The organism is Oceanobacillus manasiensis, from assembly GCF_000724085.1.
Taxonomy (GTDB): domain Bacteria; phylum Bacillota; class Bacilli; order Bacillales; family Amphibacillaceae; genus Oceanobacillus_B; species Oceanobacillus_B manasiensis.
In genome coordinates this window covers 354567-368114 of record NZ_CCDL010000003.1, presented here as the reverse complement: position 1 = coordinate 368114, position 13548 = coordinate 354567, and the positions used below count along the sequence as shown (strand labels likewise).

General features: G+C 38.9%; 14 protein-coding genes. 5 read left to right on the top strand and 9 right to left on the bottom strand.

Annotation, left to right across the window (positions count from 1 at the left end):
* The first annotated feature begins 157 nt into the window (after positions 1-157).
* On the top strand, positions 158-1069 hold the full coding sequence (locus tag BN985_RS15365; RefSeq protein ID WP_042224521.1) for a zinc dependent phospholipase C family protein: 912 nt from the start codon (positions 158-160) through the stop codon (positions 1067-1069).
* 275 nt (positions 1070-1344) lie between these two features.
* On the opposite strand, the gene BN985_RS15360 is transcribed toward BN985_RS15365, so the two are convergent.
* Positions 1345-1578, bottom strand: coding sequence for an IDEAL domain-containing protein (locus tag BN985_RS15360; RefSeq protein WP_042224520.1), 234 nt, complete (start codon positions 1576-1578; stop codon positions 1345-1347).
* A gap of 248 nt (positions 1579-1826) precedes the next feature.
* On the opposite strand from BN985_RS15360, the gene BN985_RS15355 reads away from it, so the two are divergent.
* Positions 1827-2693, top strand: coding sequence for a cation diffusion facilitator family transporter (locus BN985_RS15355; protein WP_042224518.1), 867 nt, complete (start codon positions 1827-1829; stop codon positions 2691-2693).
* Positions 2694-2742: 49 nt separating this feature from the next.
* Here the strand turns inward: BN985_RS15355 and BN985_RS15350 are convergent, their stop codons facing one another.
* Both BN985_RS15350 and BN985_RS15345 read right to left on the bottom strand, forming a co-directional pair.
* Complete coding sequence (locus BN985_RS15350) at positions 2743-3033, bottom strand: AzlD domain-containing protein (protein ID WP_408634701.1); 291 nt, start codon at positions 3031-3033, stop codon at positions 2743-2745.
* On the bottom strand, positions 3033-3764 hold the full coding sequence (locus BN985_RS15345) for an AzlC family ABC transporter permease (RefSeq protein ID WP_408634697.1): 732 nt from the start codon (positions 3762-3764) through the stop codon (positions 3033-3035). The genes BN985_RS15350 and BN985_RS15345 overlap by 1 nt, the downstream gene beginning before the upstream one ends.
* Before the next feature lie 480 nt (positions 3765-4244).
* Between BN985_RS15345 and nhaC the strand changes: the two genes are divergently transcribed.
* The gene (gene nhaC / locus BN985_RS15340; protein ID WP_042224516.1) at positions 4245-5606 is read left to right on the top strand and encodes a Na+/H+ antiporter NhaC; all 1362 of its coding nucleotides are present in this window, start codon (positions 4245-4247) and stop codon (positions 5604-5606) included.
* 44 nt (positions 5607-5650) lie between these two features.
* On the opposite strand, the gene BN985_RS15335 is transcribed toward nhaC, so the two are convergent.
* Both BN985_RS15335 and map read right to left on the bottom strand, forming a co-directional pair.
* Complete coding sequence (locus tag BN985_RS15335; protein ID WP_042224515.1) at positions 5651-6412, bottom strand: cobalamin-binding protein; 762 nt, start codon at positions 6410-6412, stop codon at positions 5651-5653.
* A gap of 17 nt (positions 6413-6429) precedes the next feature.
* Positions 6430-7194 (bottom strand): type I methionyl aminopeptidase, encoded by a 765-nt coding sequence (map, locus tag BN985_RS15330; protein WP_042224514.1) that lies wholly within the window; start codon positions 7192-7194, stop codon positions 6430-6432.
* A gap of 138 nt (positions 7195-7332) precedes the next feature.
* Between map and BN985_RS15325 the strand changes: the two genes are divergently transcribed.
* Positions 7333-8058 carry an ABC transporter ATP-binding protein gene (locus BN985_RS15325; protein WP_042224511.1) on the top strand — a complete coding sequence of 242 codons (726 nt, stop codon included), beginning with the start codon at positions 7333-7335 and terminating at the stop codon, positions 8056-8058.
* Entirely contained in the window at positions 8051-9694 is a 1644-nt protein-coding gene (locus BN985_RS15320) for a putative ABC transporter permease subunit (RefSeq protein ID WP_042224509.1), read from the top strand. The genes BN985_RS15325 and BN985_RS15320 overlap by 8 nt, the downstream gene beginning before the upstream one ends.
* A gap of 37 nt (positions 9695-9731) precedes the next feature.
* On the opposite strand, the gene BN985_RS15315 is transcribed toward BN985_RS15320, so the two are convergent.
* The 4 genes from BN985_RS15315 to BN985_RS15300 all read right to left on the bottom strand — a co-directional run bounded on the left by BN985_RS15315 (position 9732) and on the right by BN985_RS15300 (position 13546).
* Entirely contained in the window at positions 9732-9860 is a 129-nt protein-coding gene (locus tag BN985_RS15315) for a YjcZ family sporulation protein (RefSeq protein WP_081779363.1), read from the bottom strand.
* A gap of 208 nt (positions 9861-10068) precedes the next feature.
* Positions 10069-10827 (bottom strand): (S)-benzoin forming benzil reductase, encoded by a 759-nt coding sequence (locus BN985_RS15310; RefSeq protein WP_042224507.1) that lies wholly within the window; start codon positions 10825-10827, stop codon positions 10069-10071.
* Positions 10828-10848: 21 nt separating this feature from the next.
* On the bottom strand, positions 10849-12216 hold the full coding sequence (locus tag BN985_RS15305) for a dipeptidase (RefSeq protein WP_042224505.1): 1368 nt from the start codon (positions 12214-12216) through the stop codon (positions 10849-10851).
* A gap of 196 nt (positions 12217-12412) precedes the next feature.
* Positions 12413-13546, bottom strand: coding sequence for a bifunctional cystathionine gamma-lyase/homocysteine desulfhydrase (locus BN985_RS15300; protein ID WP_042224504.1), 1134 nt, complete (start codon positions 13544-13546; stop codon positions 12413-12415).
* Positions 13547-13548 lie beyond the last annotated feature (2 nt).

Below are 13548 nucleotides of genomic sequence, written 5' to 3'. Positions count from 1 at the left end.
TTTTCAGAAGAAAAAAAGCGTTAACAAATTGTAGGAATACAAAAAACAATTTCCCATATCTGTTCATTTTCTTTTATACTGATATAAAGACCAACAGTAAAACAACGTCATTCATTAGAATTGTCTTTAAATAAAGTTCATAATAGGAGGTTTTTATATGCCAAACATTTGGACACATATACTTTTTTGTGAACAAGTTGTAGACACAATGGAAGAGCCGATAACTTTTTTAACACATAAAGAATATATAAAGCTGGGTGCGCAGGGGCCTGATCCCTTTTTCTATTATAATTTTTGGCCATGGATCAAAGACGAACCAGTACATGAAGTGGGGATGGCATTACATACTAGGAATTGTGGTCCGTTTCTAATGGACCTTATTAAAGATGCAAAATACGGTAGTGAAGTATTACGCGCCTACGTATTCGGTTTCGTGACACACCACATCCTTGACCGAAATACTCATCCCTATATTCATTATAGAGCCGGTTATGAGGGAAGTAAGCATCAGTTGCTTGAGATCCAAATTGATACAATGATGATGGAAAAGCTTCGTAACCAAAAATCATGGAAAAAACAAGTCCATCGAGAAATCGATGTTGGAAAGACTCTAAAAACTGAAATTAGCGACCTTCTACATACTGCTATCGAAAAGCATTATCCTGAGCTTGCCGATCAACAACCCAAGTTTATTGAAACTGCTTATAAAGACATGCGCCTTGCGTTAAAATTGCTTTCAGATCCCTTTAGCTGGAAAAATAAATTATTCAGTTCCCTTATTTCTTCATATTCTCATCAGCCAATTAGTAATAATACGGATTATTTAAATCTCCGTAACACCAATTGGTGTCATCCTGCTACAAAAGAGCCGAGTAATGACAGCTTTCTAACGTTATATAACAAGGGATTAAAGGAAGCAGTCGATATTTCAACAGAGGTACTCCACTTTTGGCATCAAGAGACTCGTAAAGCGATAGAACTTGAAAGGAAAATTGCCAACATTTCTTATGACACGGGTCTTCCTTTGGAACTAAAATTAGAAAATAAATACAGTGATCCAATCGTCTAAAATTGGGAGTCATTACCTATTAGTATGATTGGTGGGGGTTTCCTTACCTCTCCCTCCAATTTTTAGTTAAACGAAGCGGGCCTTTACTGGAAGTTAATCCCTCACTTAGAATGCTTGATCCCCCATCGCACACTTTAAATGGGAGGATAGATAAAAAAAGTACTTAAAGAAGCCGAACGAAATAATTCCATTTTTTGGAATGTCCGTCCGGCTCCTCCTTATATTATATATTTACCCCTTTGTTACTCTAACTAGCCCCTACTTTGTCCATAACTTTATTCCCAAATAAATTGTTTAAATGCCTCACTGCTTTGCATAAACTGCTCTTTATTTCCACTTGCAATTGCTTGATTAATCGACGCTTCTATTCTTTGTTTATTGTACTGAAAACAAATTTCGTCAAGGATCATTCGGGATGATAGTCTAAACTCAAATGGTATCTCTTTTTTGGCTGAAGTTACGCTTCCCTCATATCGTTTATACTTGTAGATTAGCTTTTCCTTTTTCATGGAATAGCCCCCTTGTTCCTTTTTTCTATTATCCTAAATTTTTAGAATAATTTCAACTATAATTTGTGAAAAACATAATTTTTTTCTATTTGGGTAAAAGTAGATTGAGGACTTTCTTTTTACTTTGGCAAACTTCCTTCCCTGCTGCCAATACATATACCTTCATGCTTCAATGTTTCTCTAGACCCACCATTAAATGGTTTGTTAGACTATGTACGAGCGAAAGAACCATCAACGGAGGCTATTCAATGAACCATTCAGATAACTTAAAACGCGGAGAAAGAGGAGCTTGGCTTAGCATCTTTGCCTATATCTTTTTAGCAGCAACTAAGCTAATAATCGGATATACAGGGAACTCAGATGCACTTCAAGCAGACGGGTTGAATAACTCAACAGATGTTATTGCATCAGTAGCTGTACTAATCGGATTAAAAATATCTCGTAAACCACCTGATGATAATCACCATTATGGCCATTTCCGTGCAGAAACTATTGCATCACTTTTTGCTGCTTTCATCATGATGTTCGTAGGAGTTCAGGTTATTTTTAGTACCATTCAAAAGGTTTTTGAGGGGGAATCAATAAAGCCAGATATGATCACAGCATGGACAGCCCTTGGGGCAGCAGTCATCATGCTTCTAGTCTATCTTTATAATGTCAAACTGGCCAAAAAGATAAATAGTAGCGCACTCTATGCAGCTGCCCAGGACAATCGTTCAGATGCCTTAGTCAGTATTGGAGCCTTTGTTGGGATTATTGGAGCACAGTTTGGTCTATTTTGGCTTGATCCACTTGCGGGGTTACTAGTTGGATTAATTATTTGTAAAACGGCATGGAAAATTTTTAAAGATGCTACACACACACTTACAGATGGATTTGATAAGGAAAAAATAAAAAAAATCCGATCAAGTGTAGAAAAAGAACCGGATGTTAAAGCAGTCAAGAATGTTAAAGGGAGAGTTCTTGGTAATGAGCAATTTATCGATATAACGATTCTAGTCGATACCCATTTAAACGTAAAAGAAAGCCACGACATTACGGTAAGAATTGAACAGCACCTCTATGATGAGCATAATATTCGAAATGCTCACATCCATATTGAGCCATTTTACTAGGCTCAATATGTTATAAAGGGAAGAAGTTTACAACATCTAATGATATGAATTAGATTGTTAACAAAAAGACTGTAGCAATGGCTCCAAATACAACTAAGATAACGTTTAAGCCGATATATGCCAACCCAATTGCCACGATTCCTCCAATCAGACCAATATGTGGTTGATCTGGCTTAACTGTCATAATGCCTGGAAAAATGAGTGCACCAAGCGCTGCGTAGGGAATGGCGTTTAGCCAACGGTTAACCCAATCACGAAACTGCAATTTATCCACAATAAAAGCTGGGATAACCCTTGGAACCATTGTGACAAGAGCCATACCAAGTAGTATTAAGACCATCACGCTTCCTCCTCCCTCATTAGAAATATTCCACTCATGCCGCCAATAATCGTTCCAAGTACAATAGCCCATCCTGAACTCATTCCCCATTCAGTACAAAGCGCATTTATTAACATGGCAATGACAGCAATGATCGCTAATTTCCATTCCTTCTTAACCGATGGAATTAACAAGCCGATAAACATGGCATATAGGGCTATCCCCATGCTCTGACTTAATTGGGCTGGGATGACCTCTCCAAGCACTCCACCAAGAAATGAACCAGCAATCCAGGAAAAGTATGCTGTTAAAATCAGCGCTAAATAAAATAATGGACCCCTTTCTTGCTTAGCCTCTTCTGAATGAAGCGCTGAAACCGCAAAAGTTTCATCTGTCAGGCCTAAGGATAGTGGAAATTTCCACCTTAATTTAACACCTCGCAATCTATTCATAAAAGATAAGCTCATTACAAAATGACGAAAATTTAATACAAACGTGGCAATTATAATTTCTAAAGCTCCTGCACCAACCGCAATCATGTTTACTCCCATAAATTGACTCGCACCAGCGAACACCATGACACTCATTAATGTCAGATCTATTAAACTCATCCCTGCTTGCTTGGCAAGAACACCGTATGTGAGAGCAATTGGTAAGTATCCAAGCATAATTGGAAAACCTGCAGCTATTCCTTTATGTATCATTTCTTTTGCAGTTTTTTGTTCAGCATTGCTTACAACATCTGTTGCCACATTCCTTGCCTCCTTTGATTCATAATTCTAATTATTATAGCGGATAATTTTCTTTTAAGAAAGGATTTAATTTCGTATTGACAAATGATTATTACACCATGTATAGTCGTTGTAATCTATAAAGTAGAAAAGAGAATATCATATCTGGAATGCGAAGTAGATCTTTTTTGGGCAGCAAGAAGAGACGGGGCGTTAGCTGAAAGTCCCGGCAGGAAAAGATTAAATTACACATTCATCAAAAGCGGATAGTTAAATTGAGAGGCTGGCACATGCGTGTTGGCAATCAGGGTGGTAACGCGGAGTAAAGCTTCGTCCCTTATATGGGGCGAAGCTTTTTTTGTATTTTAATGATATATACTGCTTAAATACAAGAAAATGGTGCACAGTAACGTGGTGCCCTCTCCATCCCAATTGTTCCACCATTATCAGCAATGCCTGATTCCCAGCAACGTAAACAACACATATCAAGGAGGTTTCACAATGTTTCCAATTAAACCAAAGCATCAGCCGGCATTAATAGAATCCATTCTTTTTTTCATTGCTCTTATATCGCTTATTAGTTTTTTTATTATTGAATTAGAAAGCCCTCCACACATTCCTATTCTGCTTGGAATATTCTTGCTTATAGCATACGGGCTGATGAAAAGAATCAGCTTTTCAGATATTCAAGAGGGAATGGTGGAAGGTGCCCGTACAGGAATGGGTGCTGTCTTTTTATTTTTACTTATCGGTATTCTCATAAGCAGCTGGATCATTAGTGGAACTATACCTGCCCTGATTAACACCGGTTTCCAATTTATAGGTGGAACATGGTTTTATGCTATCGTGTTCGCTGTTACTGCAATTATCGGAGTTTCTTTAGGAAGTTCTTTAACAACGACCGCAACAATCGGAGTTGCATTTATAGGTATGGCTAGTGCAATGGATACATCACTAGCCATCACCGCTGGAGCAATTGTTTCAGGAGCATTCTTTGGGGATAAAATGTCACCCCTTTCTGATACAACCAATCTTGCATCAACCATTGTAGGTGTAGATTTGTTTGATCACATAAAACATATAAGTTTAACGACAATTCCAGCATCGATTATCGCATTCATCTTGTTTGCCATATTGTCGCCTAATGACTCAATTTCCTTACAAAGTGCTGCAGACTATCAAAACGCACTTCAAAACACTGGATTGATTCATTGGCTTTCTTGGCTGCCACTTGTTGTCATTGTACTTTGTACTATATTAAAAATACCTGCATTTCTATCTTTAGGGATCAGCAGCATAACTGCCACGCTTATTGCCGGCTTTGTGCATCAAATTCCTTGGGGTTCCATATGGGGGATATGGTTTAATGGCTATACTGCCTCCACAAATTTTGATCCAGTGAATGAGCTGCTTACAAAGGGCGGTATTAACAGCATGTTATTCACCATTTCTCTCGTTATTTTAGCTCTTGGCTTTGGTGGTTTGTTGTTTGTGACAGGAATTATACCTAGTATCCTATCAGCACTACAGGAAAAGCTCCAACGAGTTAGATCCATCATTATTTCAACAGCTGCAACTGCAATTGGTGTTAATGTATTTGTCGGAGAGCAATATTTATCCGTTATGCTGACTGGTGAAACATTTAAAAGCCTCTATGAAAAGGTAGGACTTCCAAGAAAAGCCCTATCGCGCACTTTAGAGGACGCGGGAACGGTAATTAATCCATTAGTACCATGGAGTGTTTGTGGGGTCTTCATCGCAGACGTACTAGGAGTCCCTGTATTAACCTACTTGCCTTTCGCATTTTTCTGTCTGGCAAGCCCAATCATAACTATGATCTTTGGGGGTAAAAGAGTAAGCTAAAAACAAGGGCTAAAACGGATTCTATACCTCGTTTTAGCCCTTGTTTAATTTATATGTCTAATAAGCTTTCTTAAACCTTCCAGTAAACGTGGTGAAGGCCTGCAAAATAGCGATTCTTCTAACACATGAACATTGCCATTTTGTACTGCTCGCATTTTATCCCATCCAGGTCTTTTCATGACTAGCTCAGGTCTCATCTTTTCTTCTTTTATTCCCACCCAAACCATGCAAATGTGATCTGGATTTCTAGTCTTAACGTCTTCCCAATCTGTCTGGAAACTTGCGACCTGTTCTGTAGCATAAATATTTGTTGCCCCAGCTAGCTCACTTATTTCAGTTAGCCAATTAACAGCACCAGGAGTAAATACGGGTTTTGGCCACCATTCCCAATAGAGGGTAGGTTGACTGGATTTCGTTTTTCTTTGCCTAAATTGTCTTATTTCAGCAAGAAAAGTTGCCTTTCTGGTCATACCAAGCTGACTTTCACCAATAGCCCGCCCCACTGTTTCAATATCTTCCGCAATCTCCTGAAGAGAATTAGGATTAAGAATAATATAAGGCAACTGAAGTTTTTCGAGTGCTTCTATATTCTTTTCCATTCCTGGTACACTAAGGGAAGCGAGCACAAGGTCTGGCTTTAGGGCTGCTACCTCGTCCATATCAATTGATAGATCAGGTCCCACCTTAGGCAATTCTCTGACTGAAAGTGGCCAGTCAGTGAAATCATCCACACCTACAAGCAAATGAACTTTTCCTAGATATTCTAGAATTTCTGTATTACTCGGACAAATGGAAACAATACGCATTGCTATCCCGCCAATCGTTAGACGTTTCTTTCTTCCCCTTGATCTGTAAGCAGTACGGGGCCATCCTTGGTAATCACGATGGTATGTTCATACTGTGCTGAACGCCCTTGGTCAACGGTTCGGGCCGTCCATTTATTCGAATCCATTTGACTGTGCCAGCTACCTTCGTTAATCATCGGCTCAATGGTGATAACCATGCCCTCTTTTAAACGTAACCCTTTATTCGGTAAACCAAAGTGCGGTATATGTGGCTCTTCATGTAAGGTTGGGCCAATTCCATGTCCCGTAAAATCACGAACAACTGAAAAACCTTCTGCCTCGGCATATGTCTGAATCGCGTGCCCAATATCTCCAATGCGACTTCCAAGCTGAGCCTGCTCAATTCCTTTATATAATGATTTCTTTGTAACATCCATTAGATGTTGACCCTTTTCATCAACGTTTCCAACCGCATAAGTCCAAGCTGAATCTGCTAATCCACCATCAAGATTAACAACCATATCAATAGTGACGATATCTCCATCTTTTAATTTCTCATCACGAGGAAAACCATGACAAATTTCATCATTAATAGATGCACAAGTAGCATAAGCGTAGCCGTTGTACCCTTTTTGTTCAGGAACTGCACCATGATCACGCATAAATTTTTCGGCAAACGCATCGATTTCCATCGTATTTATGCCTGGTTTTACCATTTTAGCTATTTCTTTATGACATTGAACTAAAATATCTCCAGCAGCTCGCATTTTCTCAATTTCACGTGCACTTTTTCTTGTAATCAACTCGAATCTTCCTTTCTTCTTCCACAAACTACCTTATTAAATATGTTAAACTATTCGTAAATGTTTATTGTTAGATACCATCATAAAGTGTACCATACATTACAATATTCATAAAAGCAAATAGAAATGAGGGAAATCATGATTGAAATAAAGGAAGTGAGCAAACATTATTCTGGGCAGAGAAAAGTGATTAATCGCTTAAACCTCACCATTCCAGACGGGAAAATAGTTGGCTTTCTCGGACCTAATGGCGCTGGAAAGTCTACTACTATCAAAATGATGACCGGAGTCCTTCCTATTGATGAAGGTGTCATCACATTGGACGGAAATGACATTGAGAAGAAACCTTTAGAAGCTAAAAGAATTATTGGCTATGTACCTGATAGACCAGATCTATTTCTTCGGTTAAAGGGATTGGAGTATTTAAATTTTATCGCTGACATTTATGACGTCCCAAAAGAAGTCAGGCAGGAACGTATTGAACGCATTACAAAACAATTTTCCATTTATAACTCATTGGATGATTATATTCAATCATACTCTCATGGGATGAGACAAAAAATTATTGTGACAGGTGTTCTCCTTCACGATCCTTCTATCTGGATTTTAGATGAGCCATTAACAGGGCTTGACCCGAAATCTGCCTACATATTAAAGGAAATGATGCGTGAACATGCAAATAAGGGAAAAACAGTCTTTTTTTCAAGTCATGGGTTAGAAGTAGTGGAACAACTATGCGACGAAGTGGCAATCATCAATAATGGGGAACTATTATTTTATGGAACTTTAGAGGACATGAAAGAAACGTATAAATCCGATCAAAGTTTAGAACAGGTTTTTCTGGAGTTGACTAGCAATGAATAAAACATGGAAGTTAATTAGAATTATGTTGAAAATGCAGTACTCTAGGGTGGGAAAAAAGAACTCAGAAACAGCTTTATTAGTCATTGCCCTCTTGTTTTTACTTCCTATGGCATTTGTCTATATTTCAGTTGTTAGGAATGCACTCACCGCATTTTATAATGTGCTTGAGCCTTTAGGACAAGAGTCTCTAATTATAGGCATTTTGCTTCTAACATCCCATATCATATTACTATTTGTTAGCTTTATTACCATCCTTAGCGCATTTTATTTTGCAGAAGATATCGATTCCTTTATCCCGTTCCCATTACAGCCATATCAGCTGATACTAGCAAAATCAGCTGGCCCGATGATTTATTTATATGGGACAGCTGCATTATTTTATCTACCTGTATTATTTATATACGGAGGAGTAAGTTCTGCATCCATTTTATTTTACATTGCAGGCATGATGATTTTTTTACTGTTACCTATTATCCCTTTTACTATCGCAGGAATTCTCCTTATGTTCATCATGCGATTTGTTAATATCGCCAAAAACAAGGACCGTTCCAAAGTAATTGCCGGAATATCTTCCTTTGCACTTATTATTTTACTTAATGTATTTATACGTTTAAACACAGATGTTGATGTAATTATGCAAGACGCTGCGATATTTATCCGGGAACAGGATGGTCTATTGCGTTGGATTACTGCGTTCTATCCACCAGCTTATTTTGGGACCATGACATTGACTGCTATAACAATATGGAATGGAATATTATCCTTTTTTGCTAGTATAGCTCTTCATGCAGGAGCGATTATTTTATTTATTTGGGCAGGACAACTATTGTATATTAAAGGCGTCCTTGGAATGGGGACCGCCAATAAATCTAACTTCTCGGATGCAAGACTTTCTAAGAAGACAAAGGTTAGCCCTGTATGGCTCTCCTATATAAAAAAAGAGCTAAGAATTATATTTCGGACTCCTACATTTCTGACTCAATGTGTTGTCTCAAGCTTGTTTGCTCCGATCTTCCTTATTATTATTTTGTTTATGGACTCTTCAAGTGGAAATATAGGTGGACTTTTAGATGGAGTTACTGGAAAGCATGGTTTACTAATTCTGTTTTTAGGTTCTCTCCTTATCGTCGGGACAAATGCAACGTCTATTTCGGGTATATCAAGAGAAGGGAAATCCTGGCATGCCAATTTGTTCCTTCCACTTAATCCTAAGCAAGTATTACTAAGTAAAATTGCGACTGCCTGGATTATCAATCTATTTACGATTTTACTGGCAGTAATCTTGTTCGTTTTTATTATAAAGTTGGAATGGACCCTATTCCTCATTTGGTTACCGCTCGCATTGTTAGCTAGCTGGTTTAGTAGTGCGCTTGGTATGTATCTTGACCTTTTGCAACCTAAACTTAACTGGACGGATGAACAGGAAGTGTTTAAGTCACGGATGATTGGCTTGATTGGGATTATCATCCAACTAGGCATTTTTGGGATAATAGTACTTTTACTATGGAATCTAAACATTATCAACGGAATATATATGACAGCGGCTATACTATATGTTCTAATAATAATCGGAATTGGAGTAATGCATAGCTTAATGCATCATAAGATTAAACAAAAACAGCATCAACTAATATAAAATGCAGAGGAGATTCTCCTCTGCATTTTCTTACTTATTAGTAAAAGCCGCCGCCGTAGCCGCCGCCATAGCCACCACCAGTATAAGCAGTTCCGATAATGATTAACAAAATAAACAATACAACTAACAGCGCAAAACCGCTGCCGTAGCCTTCACCTTTGCTCATTTCTTTCCCTCCTCTTTCGCCGATTAATATACTTTATGCTGCTAAATACTTTTTGGGAGGGAATTAACAAAGAATGGGCATATTTTATAAAGTGAAACTTCAATCAGTGGGGTTTTCGCTCTTCCCCTACTGATTGTTAGTTGAACGAATCGGATATATACAATGTTGAATCACACCGAATTCTGAAACTCGGGTCTACGGCTGGTTATTAGGATAAATAATCCTTCACGTGATAAATCTTCCCATTTTCTAAATTAGCTTCATCTGTCAGGATGTCTACTAGGACCCCACCTACAGTGTCTGTATCCTTTAACGCTTTATTCTCTTTATAAGACTTAAACGTCTCAACAGCACTAAATTCATCTGGAGAAGCTGAGCGGATTTTCTCTTGCATCCCTGTATCCATGATACCAGGGCTGAAGGCGAATACTTTATTGCCTGTACCTTTCTCATCCTGCTCAATTGCCACAGTTTCTGTATACATATTGATACTCGCTTTTGTACTGCAGTATGCACTCCAGCCAGACACAGGTCGCTCAGCAGCCCCTGAGGTCACCGTGGAACCAATAAAACGTATACCTTTAGATACTGCTTCCCGCAAGAATAAATTGGTCATAACCATCGGTGCGATGGTGTTGACCTTCACATGGTAAGCCAAGTCACTGCTTTTCATGTTCATTGCCTGATCGACAGGTTCAACAACAGCAGCATTGTTAACAAGATAAAGATCGCTAACTCCTTCACCCCATTGGCTCTTTATTTTACCGAAGGTTGTTTCAATTTCCTCCACATCTCCTAAGTCGCATTGAAATTGTTGAAAAGTCACATTACTTGTCTCAGCAATCTTTTTAAGCCCGTCAGGTTCTGTTCTGGATATTCCAATTACATGTATGCCCTTCTCAAGTAAAAGTTTTGCTACGGAATACCCTAACCCTTTCGATGCGCCAGTTATGATAGCGTACTTCATTACATCGCCCCCTCTATTTGATTACTTGTTGACTTCTTCCCAATAGTAGGCTAGCGTTTCCATTCCTCTTTGGAAACTATCTAGTGGAAAGCTTTCGTTAGGTGAATGAAGTCTGTCATCTGGGGTCCCAAACCCTAGCAACACAATTGGCATTTTATAAATTGCTTCCATCCATTCTACCACTGGAATTGAACCGCCCATCCTAACATAAACGGTCTCTTTGCCAAATGCTTTTGTGTAACTAATAGCAGCTTTTTTAATTAAAGCATGATCAGGATCCACTTTATATGCTTTTGCAGACAGTTTTTCTTTTTTCACCTCAACTGTTACTCCTGCCGGGGCAACTTTTTTGACGTGTTCCTCAAGTAATTGCTGTACCCTCTCTGGATCTTGCCCAGGTACAAGTCTACACGTTATTTTTGCAGTGGCAGAGGAAGGAATAATTGTTTTCGTCCCTTCACCTTGATAGCCTCCATACATACCATTCACTTCAAAAGTGGGACGAGCCATTGTATGCTCCTTGGCATTGTAACCTGTTTCTGAAACAGTCTCCGGGACACCAGTGGCTTGTACATAATCCTCTCCCTTTACCTGCTCAATTAAGCTTCTTTCTTCATCTGATAGCGGCTCGACCCCATCATAGAAACCATCCACTGTGACAACTTCTGCTTCATTTTTCATGGAGGAAAGAATGTGACTTAGTGCCATCAGTGGGTTGCGAACAGCACCACCATACATGCCTGAATGTAAATCATGATCTGGTCCATTCACTGTAATTTCAATGCCCGTGAAGCCTTTTAATCCATAAAGTATTGTCGGCTGGTTCTTTTCAACCATTCCAGAGTCAGAAATCACGGCAAAGTCTGCTTGAAACTGTTCCTTCTTATCATGAAGTATCTCATACAAGTTTTCACTACCGATCTCTTCTTCACCTTCAATACATACTTTTACGTTAAGCGGCAATTTTCCCTCTGTTCTCATATAGGCTTCAAACACAGCCAGGTGCATGAATACTTGACCTTTATCATCACTGGATCCCCTGGCATAAATACGCTCGTCCCTTATTTCCGGTTTGAATGGATCACTATCCCATAATTCAAGTGGATCAGCAGGCTGTACATCATAATGACCATAAAATAGGACGGTTGGCGCTTCAGATCCTGCCCCGTTATATTCTGCATATACGAGAGGGTGTCCACCTGTCTCTTGCTTTTCTATATTTTCAAAGCCTATATCTTGTAAATATGTAGTAATAAAGTCTGCAGCTTTGTGAATGTCCTCTTTGTGTGCACTATCCGTGCTAACACTTGGAATGGCTAAAAATTCAAACAATTCATCTAGCAGTCGTTGCTGGTTATCCTTTAAATATTGCAATACCTGTTCGCTCATCGCATAATTCCTCCTATGAATTGTAATGATTCTTATTTTAGCATATTTAATCAGAAAACTTCCATTACACCGATTATGACATAGAACAATTACCTTTTATTAATGTTGGAAGATTACTAATTCAAAAATACCGAAATACATTCGAATTGTTTAACTAATAATTCGAATATATCTCGGTATACATCATTTAGAAGTACTATTCTAAAGCTTGTTTTAAATCTTCTAGCAAGTCCTCTACATCTTCAATCCCGACAGATAAACGGATCAAGCCATCGGTAATACCTAATTCGTTACGTCTGTCACGCGGAATGGACGCATGCGTCATTTTTGCTGGTATAGAAATTAAGCTCTCAACAGCACCAAGGCTTTCCGCCAAGGTGAAATATTGAACCCTGCTTAATAGCTTATCTGCTGCAGCCTCACTTCCTACATCAAATGAAACCATGCCACCGTATCCAGTAGATTGATTTTCCGCTATGTCATGCCCTTCATGGTTTTCAAGGCCAGGATAGTAGACCTTTTCGACCTTAGGGTGATGCTCTAAAAACGCAACTAGTTTTTTCGTGTTTGCTTCAATTGCTTCCATTCTTAGAGCAAGGGTTTTTATTCCGCGCATTAATAGCCAAGAATCCTGCGGTCCTAAAACAGCCCCTACTGAGTTTTGGATAAAGTGAATTTTTTCAGCAAGGTCCGTCGAGTTAACAGCCACAAGCCCTGCTACTACATCACTGTGACCACCAATATACTTAGTTGCACTATGAAGCACGATATCTGCCCCCAGATCTAATGGCTGCTGCCAATACGGCGTTGCAAACGTATTGTCGACAATGAGGATCAAATTATGTTTCTTCGCAATCGTCGCCATTTGTTTAAGATCAGTTATTTTCAAAAGAGGATTTGTCGGTGTTTCAACATATAAGGCCTTTGTTTTTTCTGTAATGGCTTCTTCAACCGCTTTAGCATTGCTTGTATCTACAAATGTATGTTGAAGCTGATATCTGTTAAGAACACTTGTCATGAGACGATAAGAACCACCATACACATCGTCCGTTGAAAGAACATGATCTCCAGCATCAAACAGCATCATAATAGATGTGATAGCCGCCATTCCTGAGCCAAACGCAAATCCAGCTGTTCCATTCTCTAAATCCGCAATGACTGTTTCTAGCGCATGTCTAGTAGGATTTCCTGTCCGAGAATATTCAAAACCACTATGATTACCTGCGCTTTCCTGTTTATAGGTGCTTACCTGATAAATTGGCACGGATACAGCGCCAGTTTTCTCATCACCTGTTATCCCACCATGTATCATTTTTGTTTTTGGTCGCATCT